The sequence below is a fragment of the Variovorax sp. P4_D9 genome, assembly GCF_056401695.1.
Window position 1 is genome coordinate 1 of sequence record NZ_JBFUIU010000167.1, and the last position, 14,020, is coordinate 14,020.

At 68.3% G+C, this 14,020-nt stretch carries 15 protein-coding genes and 2 pseudogenes; 9 read left to right on the plus strand and 8 right to left on the minus strand.

All coding sequences use genetic code 11. The annotated features are described in order from the left end of the window. Positions 1–217, plus strand: a pseudogene (locus tag AC1DY5_RS19030) (AmmeMemoRadiSam system radical SAM enzyme); the annotation flags it as partial. A 57-nt stretch (positions 218–274) separates the two neighbouring features. Here the strand turns inward: AC1DY5_RS19030 and AC1DY5_RS19035 are convergent. Further along, a complete protein-coding gene (locus AC1DY5_RS19035; protein ID WP_478113797.1) occupies positions 275–1,471 on the minus strand; it encodes a saccharopine dehydrogenase family protein in 1,197 nt (398 codons plus the stop codon). 241 nt (positions 1,472–1,712) lie between these two features. Continuing rightward, complete coding sequence (locus AC1DY5_RS19040) at positions 1,713–2,405, minus strand: Crp/Fnr family transcriptional regulator (RefSeq protein ID WP_478113799.1); 693 nt, start codon at positions 2,403–2,405, stop codon at positions 1,713–1,715. Between the two features lie 35 nt (positions 2,406–2,440). On the opposite strand from AC1DY5_RS19040, the gene AC1DY5_RS19045 reads away from it, so the two are divergent. Genes AC1DY5_RS19045 through AC1DY5_RS19065 form a run of 5 tightly spaced genes read left to right on the plus strand, consistent with a single transcriptional unit; the run spans position 2,441 to position 6,277 of the window. Continuing rightward, entirely contained in the window at positions 2,441–3,577 is a 1,137-nt protein-coding gene (locus AC1DY5_RS19045; RefSeq protein WP_478113801.1) for an aminotransferase class V-fold PLP-dependent enzyme, read from the plus strand. 5 nt (positions 3,578–3,582) lie between these two features. Further along, the gene (locus tag AC1DY5_RS19050; protein ID WP_478113803.1) at positions 3,583–4,041 is read left to right on the plus strand and encodes a hypothetical protein; all 459 of its coding nucleotides are present in this window, start codon (positions 3,583–3,585) and stop codon (positions 4,039–4,041) included. Between the two features lie 21 nt (positions 4,042–4,062). Further along, positions 4,063–5,052, plus strand: a complete 990-nt coding sequence (locus tag AC1DY5_RS19055) for a Bug family tripartite tricarboxylate transporter substrate binding protein (RefSeq protein ID WP_478113805.1) — start codon at positions 4,063–4,065, stop codon at positions 5,050–5,052. Further along, positions 5,049–5,438 (plus strand): RidA family protein, encoded by a 390-nt coding sequence (locus AC1DY5_RS19060; protein ID WP_478113806.1) that lies wholly within the window; start codon positions 5,049–5,051, stop codon positions 5,436–5,438. The genes AC1DY5_RS19055 and AC1DY5_RS19060 overlap by 4 nt, the downstream gene beginning before the upstream one ends. A gap of 38 nt (positions 5,439–5,476) precedes the next feature. Further along, on the plus strand, positions 5,477–6,277 hold the full coding sequence (locus AC1DY5_RS19065) for a cyclase family protein (RefSeq protein ID WP_478113807.1): 801 nt from the start codon (positions 5,477–5,479) through the stop codon (positions 6,275–6,277). 7 nt (positions 6,278–6,284) lie between these two features. Here the strand turns inward: AC1DY5_RS19065 and AC1DY5_RS19070 are convergent, their stop codons facing one another. Continuing rightward, positions 6,285–6,593, minus strand: coding sequence for a hypothetical protein (locus AC1DY5_RS19070; RefSeq protein ID WP_478113808.1), 309 nt, complete (start codon positions 6,591–6,593; stop codon positions 6,285–6,287). A gap of 130 nt (positions 6,594–6,723) precedes the next feature. On the opposite strand from AC1DY5_RS19070, the gene AC1DY5_RS19075 reads away from it, so the two are divergent. Next, complete coding sequence (locus AC1DY5_RS19075) at positions 6,724–7,638, plus strand: protein NO VEIN domain-containing protein (RefSeq protein ID WP_478113810.1); 915 nt, start codon at positions 6,724–6,726, stop codon at positions 7,636–7,638. A 123-nt stretch (positions 7,639–7,761) separates the two neighbouring features. Next, a complete protein-coding gene (locus AC1DY5_RS19080) occupies positions 7,762–8,517 on the plus strand; it encodes a class I SAM-dependent methyltransferase (RefSeq protein ID WP_478113812.1) in 756 nt (251 codons plus the stop codon). Positions 8,518–8,574: 57 nt separating this feature from the next. On the opposite strand, the gene AC1DY5_RS19085 is transcribed toward AC1DY5_RS19080, so the two are convergent. Continuing rightward, complete coding sequence (locus AC1DY5_RS19085) at positions 8,575–9,309, minus strand: oxygen-binding di-iron domain-containing protein (RefSeq protein WP_478113814.1); 735 nt, start codon at positions 9,307–9,309, stop codon at positions 8,575–8,577. Between the two features lie 280 nt (positions 9,310–9,589). Here AC1DY5_RS19085 and AC1DY5_RS19090 point away from each other — a divergent pair, with 280 nt between their 5' ends. Continuing rightward, positions 9,590–10,582 (plus strand): ABC transporter substrate-binding protein, encoded by a 993-nt coding sequence (locus tag AC1DY5_RS19090; RefSeq protein ID WP_478113816.1) that lies wholly within the window; start codon positions 9,590–9,592, stop codon positions 10,580–10,582. Between the two features lie 115 nt (positions 10,583–10,697). On the opposite strand, the gene AC1DY5_RS19095 is transcribed toward AC1DY5_RS19090, so the two are convergent. The 4 genes and pseudogenes from AC1DY5_RS19095 to AC1DY5_RS19110 form a co-directional block, all read right to left on the minus strand. Beyond that, positions 10,698–11,741 carry a LacI family DNA-binding transcriptional regulator gene (locus AC1DY5_RS19095; protein ID WP_478113817.1) on the minus strand — a complete coding sequence of 348 codons (1,044 nt, stop codon included), beginning with the start codon at positions 11,739–11,741 and terminating at the stop codon, positions 10,698–10,700. After that, the gene (locus tag AC1DY5_RS19100) at positions 11,738–12,730 is read right to left on the minus strand and encodes a 2-hydroxyacid dehydrogenase (protein WP_478113819.1); all 993 of its coding nucleotides are present in this window, start codon (positions 12,728–12,730) and stop codon (positions 11,738–11,740) included. The genes AC1DY5_RS19095 and AC1DY5_RS19100 overlap by 4 nt, the downstream gene beginning before the upstream one ends. Before the next feature lie 40 nt (positions 12,731–12,770). Further along, on the minus strand, positions 12,771–13,730 hold the full coding sequence (locus AC1DY5_RS19105) for a sugar kinase (protein ID WP_478113820.1): 960 nt from the start codon (positions 13,728–13,730) through the stop codon (positions 12,771–12,773). Then, positions 13,730–14,020 (minus strand): annotated as a pseudogene (locus AC1DY5_RS19110) (glutamine ABC transporter ATP-binding protein); the annotation flags it as partial. The gene AC1DY5_RS19105 and the pseudogene AC1DY5_RS19110, both read right to left, overlap by 1 nt.

Here is a 14,020-nt window from a genome sequence, read left to right on the forward strand (position 1 = left end):
CGTCTACACCGGCAACGTGCACGACGTCGACGGCGGCACCACCTTCTGCCCGCAATGCCACGAAGCGCTGGTGCGGCGCGATTGGTACCTGGTGCTCGACTGCGGGCTCGACGAGCGCGGCACCTGCCCGCATTGCGGCACGCCGATCGCCGGTCGCTTCGGCGCCTTCAAGAGCGGATTCGGCCGGCGCCGGATCCCGGTGCGCCTCGCCGCTTGAGCCCGCTCGCCGTCCGTGAGGATGCGGCCGCCCTGCAGCTCGACCGCGACGACAGGTTCATGCCAATGGCTCCTTGCGTGTACGGCGTCGCGCCTGGGGCGGCCAAGTATGAGCAAAGGTGACGCCGCGATGCGGGCTCGCCGATGCCGCACCGGCACCCGGTTCGCCCAGCGCCGCATAGCAACTGCCGACACGGGTGGCAAGGAAGTCCTCGAGCGCGACCCGCTCGGGCCGCACGAAACCGCGCGGCGGAAGGCGGCCGCTGTGCAGCAATTCGGAAACCCCGACGACGCCGGCCGCGGTCGCCAGTTCGATCGCCGTGCGGTCCACACCGCGCAGCCGGCCGCCATGGATGCGGGCCATGCGCGTCTCCTGCTCGAAGCGTCCGTCGCGCATGCCGGCTGCTGAGGCGAACACGATGACCACGTCTTCCCTGCTGTGCGGCACGCCGTGCTCGAGCACCTGCCGCAGCAGGTCGCGACGCTCGATCAGCCGCAGGTCGTGAAGCAGCAGGGCCATGGCATCGCGGTGGCCCGGATAGCGCAAGGTCTTGTAGTCGAGGTTGCGCACGCGGCCTGCAAGCGTTTCGCACAGCGTGCCGAGGCCGCCCGAAGTGTTGAAGGCCTCGTAGGTCTCGCCACCGAGCACCAGCGTCTCGTGTCCCTCGAGCGCCGGCACCGACACCGGCTGGCCCTGCACGATGGCAGCGCACGGATGGCAGTACTCGTTGATGACGCCGTCGATGCTCCAGGTGAAGTTGTAGCGCAGGCCGTTGGTGGCGTGGCGCGACAGCGCACCGACGCGCAGGTGCAGGTCGTGCAGGTCCTCGAAGCGGCCGGCGAGGTGCGCGCCCAGCATGCCGATCACGCCGGGCGCGAGTCCGCACTGCGGCATCAGCACCGTCGCAGCGCCTTCGGCCAGGTCACGGATGATGCGGGTGGCCGCGACATCCTCGGTCAGGTCGAGGTAGTGCACGCCGCGCGCTCGCGCCACCGCCGCAATACCCGCGGCAAGATGGAAAGGCAACGCGTTGATGATGAGCTCATGCCCGGCCAGCGCAGCCGCCAGCGCCGTGTCGTCCTCGACATCGAGCACGATGCGCCGAACCAGCCGGTCGCCGAGCTCGCGCCGCGGGGGCTCGCGGTCGGCCAGCGTGACCGGAACGCGGTGGTATTCGGCCAGCATGTCGGCCACCGTGCCGCCCACCTTGCCGGCACCCAGCACGAGGACCTTGCGAATCGAGATCAGGCTCATCGGGTTCTCCTTCCGGCCATCCGGCAGGAGAAACTGTAGGCGTCGGCGCAGTCGGGCGGAACCCGGCATTGCGTCGAAACAGCGCCCCATCCGGACGAAACGACGGGCCGAACGGTCGAAGCGGCAAGCCGGGCCGCAAGGCCGCCAACGGCATAAAAAAATGCGCCGGCTTGTAAAGCCGTTGACATACGGCGCCGACACCCCTTCCTACACTGGGGCCCGGTCCCTGCCAGCCCTCTTTTCACAAACCCACGGCACGCTGCCTCAGCGCCTGCATCTCGCGAATCACGCAATGCGACTTGACCATCTCGATCAGTCCCTGCTCCTGCAGCTGCATCAACACGTTGGAGGTCATGACCCGGCTCAGTCCGGCGATATTGGCCATCTCCTGGTGGGTGAAGGAAATCCGGATGGCGACGCCGTCCTGCTGCGCCTCGCCGTAGGTGCCGGCCAACTGCACCAGGTGATGAACCACCCGCTGTGCGGCCGTGGCCTGGCTCAGCAGCAGGTTCTGGTGCGCCAGCACGCGCAGCTTGACGTTCATCAGCCAGAGCACCTGGCGCAGGCATCCGGGATCGCGCTCCATGCAGCGCAGCAACTGCGCGCGTTCGACCTGGCGCGTGACCCCATCCGACGAAGCCACCGCCGTGACCGAGTGGCGGCCGTCGAGGAAGGCACTGCATTCGCCGACCATTCCCTGCGTCCCGACGATCGCCATGTGCTTCTCGTGGCCGGCCTCCGAGAGCAGCACCAGCCGGACACGGCCCTGCTCCACGACATGGACATGGGTCACGGCATCGCCTTGGGAGAACAGGGTCTGCCCCTTGCGGAAGCCCATCCTCGGCGCGCCGTCGGCAATCAGGCTGTCCCATCGGAAGTGCGGCACCTCGATCCACGCCGAAGGGGAAGCCGCCGTCTCCTTGTTCTTGTCCATCGCCTCAAAGCCTCGTCAATGCACCGGGCACGTTCATGAATCATCCATTCTCTACATACCGAAAGCTCTTTCCTATCCTGGACAACGCGGTCCAGCTGTCCAGCTGCTCGCAGAGCGCGCTGAGCCTGCCGGTGCGCCAAGCGATCGACGACTACCTCGAGGTCTGGGTTCGACGCGGCGCCGACTGGGGCTACTGGATGGACCAGGTCGCCCTCGCCCGCGCCGAGTTCGCACGCATGATCCACGCCGACGTCGACGACGTCGCGGTGCTTGGCAGCGTATCGGATGCGGCGTCCGCCATCGCCTCGGCGCTGCGCTTCGACGCCGGCCGCCCCGACATCGTCACCACCACGCTCGACTTTCCATCGATCTGCCACGTCTGGCTGGCGCAGCAGCCGCGCGGCGCCAGCACCCGCTTCGTCCAGGCCGAGGCCGGCAGCACCGACACCACCGGGCGGGTGATGGCAGCGATCGATGCGCGCACGGCGCTGGTGTCGGTCTCGCAAGCCTGCTTCTACGACGGCCAGATCGTGGACATCGCCGCCACCGGCAGCGCTGCGCGCACCCACGGCGCGGTCCAGTTCGTCGATGCCTACCAGTCCGCCGGCTCGATCGCGATCGACGTCCGCGCGCAACAGATCGACATCCTGGCCAGCGGCGCGCAGAAGTACCTGCTGGGCATCCCGGGCATCGCGTTCCTCTATGTGCGTCCCGAGCTGGCACGGCAACTCGTGCCCACGGTCACCGGCTGGTTCGGCCGCGTGAACCCGTTCGCGTTCGACCCCGCCCGGCTCGACTTCGCCGACGGCGCCACACGCTTCAATACCGGCACCCCGCCGATGATGTGCGCCAGCGTGGCGCGCGCCAGCATGGCCCTGCTCAACGAGATCGGAATCCCCGCGATCGAAGCCTACCTTCAGCAGTTGTCGGCGCTCGCCATCGAGGAGGCGGCACGGCTGGACCTCGAGGTCGCGAGCCCCGCGGAGCCGTCGGCCAAGGGCGCGAACACGGCGATCCGCATCGCCAACGCGCAACAGGTCGAGGCACGGATGCTGCAGTCGGGCTATGTGGTTTCGGCGCGCAACGACGTGATCCGGATCGCTCCGCACTTCTATAACAACGCCGACGACGTGGTCGGCGCGCTGCGCGAACTGGCGCGCCTCACGCGCTGATGGCCATGCCGATCGACAACCCGCTCCTTTCGCCCTCGCACTGCGCCACCGTGGCCTGCCGGGTGCCTGCGCCTCGCGCCCTGGCTTTTCTGGCCGACGGCCTGACGCTCGGCCGGTGGGCGCTCGGCTGCTGGCGGACCGAAGCCGTCGGCGGCGGCGTGGTGCGCGGCCACTCGCTGTTCGACGACACGCCGAGCTGGGTCCGGCCCGCCATGGACGAAGCCCGCATGACGGTGACCTACCACGTCGGCGGCGCGCCCGATGCGCTGCAGCCTCGCATCCACGCGACGGTCGAGGCCGGTGCTGACACCGACGGCTGCCGAATCAGCCTGCATGCCTCGCGCACTGCCGACATGGACGACGCCCGATGGCTTCGCCTGGTGCGCTGCCACGAACTCGAGGTGCTCCTGATCCAGGCCCGCCTGGAACGAGGCGCCGCAGCCAGCGATTCGCAAGTTGTTTGAAACCACGATAAGGAAGAGATCATGAACCGTCGCCATTTCGGCCAGGCCTTCACGGCCGCGCTGCTCGCCCCCGCGCTCTCTTCGCCCTGGAGCGCCCAGGCGAGCACCAAGGCCTACAGCGGCCCGATCCGCGTGCTGGTCGGCTTCCCGCCGGGTGGCGCCACCGACGTGGTGGCACGCGCCGTGATCGACAAGCTCGGCAAGGCCATGAACGGCCAGGTCTTCGTGGTCGACAACAAGCCCGGCGCCGGCGGCCAGATCGCCGCGCAGTTGCTGAAGGCGGCGCCGGCCGACGGCTCCACCATCATGCTGTCGATCGACCACACGCAGGTGATCATCCCGCTGACCATCGCCGCCGCCGGCTACGACCCGGTCGCCGACTTCACGCCGCTGGCCGGCGTCGCCTCCTACTACAACGTGCTCGCGGTCAGCGCCGCCACCGGCGTCAAGACGATGGCCGAGCTCGGCGCCTGGCTCAAGGCCCATCCCAACGAGTCCAACTACGGCATCCCGGCGGCCGGCAGCGTCCCGCAATTCATCGGCCACATCATCGGCAAGTCCTTCGGCGTGCCGATGAACTCGGTGCCCTACAAGGGCGGCGCACCGATGGTGCAGGACCTGCTCGCGGGCCAGATTCCGATCGGCATCGCCTCGATGACCGAAGTGATCGAATACCACCGCGCCGGCAAGGTCCGCATCCTCGCGAGTTCGGGCCAGGAACGCAGCAAGACCGCGCCCGAGATCCCGACCTTCCTCGAACTGGGTTTCAGCGGCATCGACAAGAACCCGTGGCTGGCCTTCTTCGGGCCCAAGGGCCTGCCGGTCGAATTCGTCGAGGCCTTCGACAGTGCGATGAAGACGGCCCTGGCCCAACCCGAGTTGCAGGAGCGGCTGGCCAAGATGGGCAACGAAGTCACGCCGGCGCCGTCGAAGGAGGTTGCGCAATGGGTGGCCGATGCCACGCGCAGCTGGGGCAAGGTGATCCGCGAGTCGGGGTTCAAGGCCCAATGACAGCCGCCCGCGAGTTCATCCAGAGCGGTTCCCGCTGGGAAGAGTTGGCCGGCTACTCGCGCGCCGTGGCCGACGGCGACTGGGTGTTCGTCTCCGGCACGCTGGGCCAGGACTTTGCCAGTGGGGAGTTTCCGCCCACTGCGGAGCAGCAGTGCGAGCTTGCGCTGGACACCATCGAGCGCGCGCTGTCGCAGGCGCGCGCCGGCCTCGCCGACGTGGTGCGGGTGCGCGTCTACGTGCCCGACCGCGGCGATGTGATCGCGGTCAGCGGTGTGCTCAAGCGCCGCTTCGGGAGCAATCGCCCGGCCAACACCACGCTGTGCAGCGCACTGGCGGTCGAGGGTGCCAAGGTCGAACTCGAAGTCACTGCCCGGCGCCGCCCCTGAGGTCCCATTTCCTTTTCCCGTCCGTCCTGGAAGCAACGATGAACATCCTGACCCAACTGGCCACCGCCATGCGCCATCGATCGGTTCGCACGATCGACCTCACCCACACCCTGAGCGAGGACTTCCCGCCGCTGCAGCTGCCGCCGCAGTTCGGCCAGGTGGCCGCCTTCAAGATCGAACGCATCTCGCACTATGACGAGGCCGGCCCGGGCTGGTACTGGAACAACTTCAGCTGCGGCGAGCACACCGGCACCCACTTCGACGCGCCCGCGCACTGGGTCAGCGGCAAGGACCACCCACGCAACACGGTCGATACCATCGATGCCGGCAACTTCATCGCGCCGGCGGTGGTGGTCGATGCCAGCGCCGAGGTCGCCGAGGATGCCGACTGGCTGCTGACTGTGGGTTTTCTGCAGCGCTGGGAAGGACGCCATGGCTGCATTCCCGAAGGCGCCTGGGTGCTCCTGCGCACCGACTGGTCGAAGCGCATCGCCGACCCGGCGGCCTTCGTCAACATGCGCGAGGACGGTGCCCACACGCCGGGACCGACGCAGGAGGCGGTCGAGTGGCTGATCCGCGAGCGCAACGTCCATGGCTTCGGCGTGGAGACGATCAACACCGACGCAGGCCAGTCCTACGGCTGGCCCTTGGCCTATCCGTGCCACACGCTGATGCACGGGGCCAATCGCTACGGGTTGCAATGCCTGAAGAATCTCGACCAGCTGCCGCCCACGGGGGCCCTCATCGTGTCGGCGCCGTTGAAGATCCGGGAGGGATCGGGGAGCCCGCTGCGGGTGCTGGCGCTGGTCGAGGGGGATGCGAGCGGCACGCCAAGCTAGGCGGCGCTCAGCGCGCTCGAATCACGTCGGAGACGACTCCGTTCTCGTTGACGGTGCAGTTGATCTCCGGCTGTCCGCCGCCGATGCTGAGGGTGACGACGTAGATGCCTTCCTGCATGGTCATCGAGTCGTACATCGGCTTCACGCTTTCCTTGGGCATCTTGAACTCGCGGGCGACGGAGTCGATGCAGCTCGTTCGCGACACCAGCGGGGACATGAAGCCCGCGAACACCTTCGGCGGCTGGTAGTTGGCGCAACCACCGGCGATGGCGCAGAAGGCGATGGCGGCCGCTGTGGAAAGTCTGCGAACGGGCATGTTGGCTCCTTGGACGGCAGTGTAATTTACACGCGAAAGCCGCCCCGGGGAACAGTTGCAATTCGGCTGAAGAGCGCCGCACGCTTCACGGCATACTTGAGGCGGTCACAACTCGCCTGATTCCCTCCGAATGGACAAAGAAGTCGACCCCGCGGTCCTTGCGGTCATCAATGAAAAGCGCCTGCTGGGCGAGAAACGAACGCCCGTCGAGATCATTTCCAGAATGGGCGTATTCGACGCGCGCGAGAAGGCGTCCGAGCAGGCCTGGCTGGCGACGGGCGACAACGTCATCGCCACCATCTGGGCCGAGTTCGTGAGCATCGGCGCCGGGGGGCGGTGGTTCTACCTCGAGTCTCTGGATACCCCACGCCGGATTGGCGGCGGCGAGCGCAGCGCACTGCAGATCCAACGCGCCAAGGACCGACTCATCCTGCTCAAGCGCTCGTTCGACGGCGGCCAGGGCCTCCGGGCCGTACTGCAGACCAACCGGATCTCCATTCTCGATCTGGAGACCGACAAGGCTGCCAAGGTTTCGACGCGCGTGCCGGATGACCAGGAATGGCACGTCGCCGTCTGGAACCCCGATCAGAAGTTCGCGGTTCTGGTTCGCGGCCCGCGCGGTTGGCTGCCGACCGAAGAAGACATGCAAGCCGCCCGGGCGCGGGGCAGCGTGCCGGCGCCGGTGGAGGAGGCCCCCTCCGGCCAGGCATCCCGGGAAGAGGTGCAGGCGGCCGCCGTGGACTACCTGACGCGTCACTTCGCGGGCTATGGATACAAGACCGAGAACGTGAGCAGCCAGAAGCTGGGCTACGACATCGAGGTCTCGGACAAGAAGGGGGCCACCTTGCTCAAGCTCGCGGTCAAGGGCACGGCGGCCGGACTGGCCGGCTTCCAGCTCACCGGTGAGGAGCGCGCGTGCGCCAAGCGGGGCGATCCCTGGCGCCTCGCGGTGGTCACGGACCCRATCGGTCCCGCTGCGCAGCACAAGCTCTACAAGCCCTCCGAGATCGACCAGGCACCAGGCCTGGAACCCCTGCTCGACTAGCGGGCGTCGACGCCGCCGGCGTCCGGCCCGGCCGGCCCCGCCTGCCCGCGAACGCTTGCAGTTGATGGGGCGACGACTCGAGTGCATCTTCGTTCGCAAGTACGCGACCGCATGGAGAACCCTATGAGCCCCGATCCCTTTGCAGAGTTGAAGAGGCGACAGCGCGAGATGTGGGCGTCTTTTGCGCCGACGGCCATGTTCACCACCCCCGTCGCGGGCCACCTCGTGAAATTCGCGCGGATCGGCTCGGGCGAGACGGTGCTCGACGTCGGCACCGGGACCGGCGTCGTGGCAATCACGGCCGCGCGGGCCGGCGCCAAGGTCACGGCCTTGGACCTGACGCCCGAACTGCTCGAGCAGGCTCGCGAGAACGCCCGCATCGCCGGGCGAGAGGACATCGTGTGGACCGAAGGCGACGCCGAGCAACTGCCCTATGCCGACGGTTCCTTCGACGTCGTGCTGAGCCAGTTCGGGCACATGTTTGCGCCTCGGCACGAAGTGACCATCGCGGAGATGCGTCGCGTACTGAAGCCCGGCGGGCGGGTGGCATTCGCCACCTGGCCGCCCGAGCACCTGATCGGTCGCCTCTTCGCCTTCGTCGGCCGCAACTCGCCGCCGCCGCCTCCCGGGGCGTCGCCGCCCCCCGCAATGGGGCAATCCGACGACGGTCGCAGAGCGTCTCGGCAACGCCTTCGAGGCCCCTTTCTTCGAGCGCGGCATCATGGCTTTTTCGGCGCTCAGTCTCGAGCACTACCGCCTCTTCATGGAGCGTTCGGTCGGTCCCATGCAGAAGCTCGTCGAGGGCCTCGCGAACGATCCAGCGAAGCTCTCGGTGCTCCGGGCCGAGTTCGATGCCATGGCCACTTCGTACTACGCTGAGAATGTCGTGCGCCAGGACTACCTCCTGACTCGTGCGCAGGCGCGCTGAGGCCTGGGTCAGCGCTCATGCGCCGACAAGGCCACTGACAGCTGACGCAGCAGTGATGCGCCGTCGCCCTGCCACGCGCTGCCGTGCATGCAGGCGAGCGTGCGAGGTTCCTGCTGCGCAAGCCCGGCCAGCAATGCGGCCGTGTTCGGTGCATGGGCGTAGTAGTCCATCTGGTGTCGGAACGCCTCGCTGGGGCCCAGGATGTCGGCATCGGTGAGCGCCTTCTCGCTGTTGCCCGGCTGGGTGAGGAGGTCGCCGCAGAAGAATGTGCGCGTGTGCGCGTCCATCATGAGCCCGCATTCCCAGCCGTGCGGAAGATGGGGCGTGTCGAACCAGCGCATCGTGTGCTTGCCGAGCGAGAGCTCCTCGCCATCGGCCAGCGCGCGCGGTGGACGGTTCGCCAGGTCAGTCATCGAGACCATGGCTGCAATGCTGCCGCACAGCGGCACCGCTTGCGGCGCCGCCGCCAGGAACAGGTTCACCGCGCCACACTCGTCCGCCTCGACATGAGACAGGCCGATGTAGCGGAGGCGCTCGACCGGCATCACGCTGGCGATGGCATCGCTCACCAGCGGGAACAGCCGGCGCGGCCCGGAATGGAACAACAGCGGCTCGTCGTCGACCACGAGGTACTGGTTGAAGCTGAACAGGTTGCCGTCGGGCAGGGGCACCGGTGTGTTGATGCGGAATATGCCCGCCGCGATTTCCTGCACGTTGGTGCCCGACTGCGAATTCGTGATCATGTGTGCCTCCTGTTCGGTGCGGAGCGACGGGATGCGTCGCCAGGACGGCACGGTACTCCAATTCGGCCAGTCGACGCCAGTGGGAGTCGTGCCCTTCATGGGCAGTTGCCGATTCATCACTGGCACCGCTTCGGCTCGGCGTTTGGGCAGCTTCTCAGCCGCCTGCAAGCGTAGACTGCGCTGACAACCGACGCCAAGGCATGAGACACCGCTGTCCCTGCATGGCCTTGGAAACGGGGTCATCACGATTGGGGGCGATCGAATGATGGACCGACGCAAGTTGATTGGCAACATCGCGGCATGGGTCGCAGCAGTTCCTGCCTGGGCCCCAAGCGCCGGTGCGCGTGTATCGGATCGGCTACCTTGGCTAGACGGCGGGAAGCCGAACGCCAAGCCAGGCGACGATGCCACATGGAACGCATTCGTTTCGAGGCTGCGCGAGCTCGGCTTTGCCGAAGGCGGAAACCTGGTCATCGAACAGCGATTTGCCGAGGGCCGGGCCGAACGCTATGTCGATTTCGCTGTCGAGCTGGTGAAGCTCGATGCGGACGTCGTCGTCGCCACCAGCGGGACCGCGGCGCGGGCGGTGCTGGCGGCGAGCCGCACGATGCCAATCGTCACGACAGCCGTGCCCGACCCGGTCCGCAGCGGCCTCGTTGCGAGCCTGGCGCGGCCCGGCGGCCAGGTGACCGGAATCTCGAACCTGGCTGACGATCTCGTTCCCAAGCGTCTCGAACTGCTCAAGGCGAGCGTGCCCGCAGCCGGGGAGATTGGGTTTGCACGCTGTCCGGACTGCATGCTCACAGCCGGTGCGAGCGCGGCCGAAGTCAGTGCCCTGAAGGCTGCGAACGAATCAGCCGCACGATCGTTGGGCGTGAAGCTGGTGCCGCTCGACGTCAACGCGAAGCAAGATTTCGATGCGGTCGCCGCGACCCTTCGGCGGCGACGGCCCGATGCATTGCTGATCGGGGCCACGCCGATCAATGTCGCTTTGCGCGACGACTGGCTCGCCATTGCCGCCGAGCTGCGGCTGCCGATGCTCGCACCCTATCGCGAGTTCGGGGCCATGCTGTCCTACGGCCCAAACGTCGTGGCGATCTATCGCAGGGCCGCAGAGTTCGTCGTGAGAGTGCTTCAAGGCACGCACCCAGGCGACCTTCCAATGGAACAGCCGACGAAGTTCGAATTTGTCGTCAATCTCCAAATTGCGAAGTCCATCGGAATCACGATCCCACCTTCAGTGCTACTGCGCGCGGACGACGTGATCAGATGAGCTGCAGTGTCTTGCCGCGAAGGTCCCGGCTCGCTTCACGCTGAACGCCGTCGGCACTTCGCCCTTCTCTTCGCTCGAGAGATTCGTCGAGGCGGTCGACGATGAAGCACACGCATCAAGCGTAGCTCGACGACCCCCGCACCACCAGTTTGCCCGGCAGCAGCAGCTGCCGCGGCGGCCCTTCCAGCCCCCGCAGCCGCTCCAGCAGGCAAGTCGCCGCGACCCGGCCGATCTCCTCGGTCGGCTGCGCGATCGCGCTCAGGCCCGGCCCGATCAGCGGCGCCCAATCCGGATCGTCGAAGCCGACGAAGCCGATGTCCTCCCCGAAGCGTAAGCCCAGCCGTGCCATCGCCGCGGCGACGCGCAAGGTCACGATCGCGTTGCCCGACAGCACCGCGGCGCGCTTGCCGCGCTTCGCCCGCTTGTGCAGCGATCGCAGTGTGGCATCGAGCCCTTCGCTGTCGTCGCCCGTGGATTCATGCACCGCGCCGGCGACGCGCGGCTCGTGCGCCGCCATGCAGGCGCCGAATGCGGCGGTGCGCTCGCGCCGCGAGCTCACGCCTTTCTGGGGTTCGGTGATGTAGAGCAATTCACGGTAGCCGCCCTCGACCAGGTGGCCGCAGGCCACCCGCATCGCAGCCACGTTGTCCAGCGAGACGAAATCGGTGTGCATGCCCGCGTGGCGCCGGTCGACCAGCACCGCCGGCTTGCCATGCAGCGCATCGGCATCGACCAGGCCCGCACCGCGGCCCAGCGTGTTGAGAATGAAGCCGTCGACCTGGTAGCCGGCCAGCGCATTGATGGCCTCGCGCTCGCGGTCGATATCGTTGCCGAGATTGAACAGCATCACCAGGTAGCCGGCGTCCTGGCAGGCCTTCTCGGCGCCGCGCAGCACAGCCACCGAATAAGGGTTCGTGATGTCGGCCACGATCAGGCCGATCAGGCGCGAGCGGCCATGGCTCAAGGCCTGGGCCATCGGGCTCGGCGTGTAGGACAGTTGCGCCACCGCAGCCTCGACGCGGGACGCGATGTCGGGGCTCAGCAGCCGCTCCCGGTGATTCAGGAAGCGCGATACCGTGGCCTTGGAGACGCCGGCCGCCTTGGCCACGTCGGCGATGGTGGCGCGGACCGGACGCGGGGCGGGAGTCTTGGCGTTCACGCGGAGGCGGTGTCGAAGACCGCCGCCGGGCGCTCACCGGCGAGCGCCCGCAGCAGGTTGGTGGTCGCGAGTTCGGCCATGGCATGCCGGGTCTCGTGGGTGGCCGAGCCGATGTGCGGCAGCGGGGTCACGCGCGGGTGGGTGCGCAGCGGGGAATCGGCCGGCAAGGGTTCGGTCGCGAACACATCGAGGCCGGCCGCGCGCAGCGTGCCGTGGTCGAGCGCCGCCAGCAGTGCGTCCTCCTGCACCGAGGCGCCGCGTCCGCCATTGATGAAGACGGCGCCCGGTTTCATCGCAGCGAAGAAATCGGCACCGACCATGCCGCGCGTGCTGTCCGACAGCGGGAGCATCGCGACCACGAAGTCGGCGCGCGCCAGCAGGTCGCTCAGCGGCGTGTGCGCGGCACGGCCTTGCAGTTCGGGCGCCTGCAGGGCGAGATCGACGGGGCGGCGCGCATGGTAGAGCACCGGCATGCCGAAGCCGAGCGCGGCGCGGCGCGCAATGGCCTGGCCGATGCGGCCGAAGCCCAGCAGGCCGAGTGTCTTGCCGTGGACGTCGAAGCCGAACAGGTCTTCGCCGATGTTCCGGGTCCAGCGCCCCTCGCGCACCAGGTTCGAGAGCTCGACCACCCGCCGGCTGGTCGCCATCAGCAGGGCGAACACGGTGTCGGCCACGGTCTCGTCGAGCACGCCGGGCGTATGGCACAAGGCGATGCCGCGCGCATGCAGCGCAGCCAGCGCGTAGTTGTCGACGCCGACCGACACGCTGGAGACCACCTCGAGTTTCGGCGCCCGCGCCAGCAGCGCTTCGTCGACCGGGTAGCTCGATCCGATCAGGCCCTGGGCCTCGGTCAGCGCCGCATCGAAGGCCGCACGCTGCGCCGGCAGGCGCGGATTGGCGACCGTCACGTCGTGCGCCGCCTGCAGCCGGGCGAGTTGGTCATCGGGCAGCTCGCGAAACACCAGCACCTTCTTGCGGACGGCGCTCATCAGGAAACCTCCGTGCTGCGCACTGCGGGCCGAGCGGCGCTCATAGCCCGGCCTCCTCGAGCTGCGCGCGCGTGGGCAGGCCCTCGGTATCGCCAAGCACCTGCACCGCGCGGGCGCCGATCCAGGCACCGCGGCGCACCGCATCGGGCACCGGCTTGCCTTCGAGCAAGGCGCTGACCACGCCGGCCGCGAAGCCGTCGCCGGCACCCACGGTGTCCACGACCTCCTTCACCGGGAAGCCCTCGACGCGCCCCGTGCCCGCCACGTCGCTGTCGTAGTAGGCACCCTCGGCGCCGAGCTTCACGACCACCAGTTTGGCACCGAGCCCGCGATAGAAACGCGCCACGCCTTCGGGCGTCGAATCGCCGGTGAGGAACAGGCCCTCCTCGATGCCGGGCAGCACCCAGTCGGCGCGTGCCGCCAGCGCGTTGATCCAGTGCCGCATGGTCTCGGGCGAGGACCACAGCGTGGGCCGCAGGTTGGGGTCGAAGGAGATCGTGCGGCCGGCCGCGCGCATCACCTCCATGGACTTGATCGCTGCCTGCAGGCTGCTGTCGGAAATCGCCGCGAACACGCCGGTGGCATGCAGGTGGCGCGCCGAACGCAGCCAGGCCTCGTCGATGTCGGCCGGGCTCATGTGGCTGGCGGCCGAGCCCTTGCGGTGGTATTCGACCGGCGGGTCGCTGCCGTCGGTCACGCGGCCCTTGAACTGGAAGCCGGTGCGCTGCGTCGGGTCGCTGATCACGTGCGAGCAGTCGATGCCCTCGCCCTGCATGGCGGCCAGCAGCGCGCGCCCCATCGAGTCGGTGCCGAGCCGGCTGGCCCAGCCGACCTTGAGGCCGAGGCGCGCGAGTCCGATCGCGACATTGGTCTCGGCGCCCGCAGTGCGTTTGTGGAATGCGGTCGCGTTCTCGATCGGGCCGGGCCGGTCGGCCACCAGCAGGAGCATGGCCTCGCCGAACAGCGCGACATCGAAGGCGGATGCGGAAGTGTTGGTCATCACAGGTTCCGGATCAGCGCGATCTGCTCGCGCGTGATGGTATGCAGGTCGTCGCCGACCAGCGGGTATTCGATCGCGCGCGGCACATCGGCCGGCAGCGCGCGCAGCACGGCGCGCCAGGGCGCCACGGAGTCGGCCAGCGGCACGGCAACCCACTTGGCGGGGAGCCGCTGCGCGCCCTTGCAATGCACGTAGCGCACCCGGCGGCCCAGCGCCTGGGCGGCCTGCAGCGGGCATTCGCCGACCCAGTGCCAGTTGCCCATGTCGAAGGTCATGCCGAGCTCGAGGCC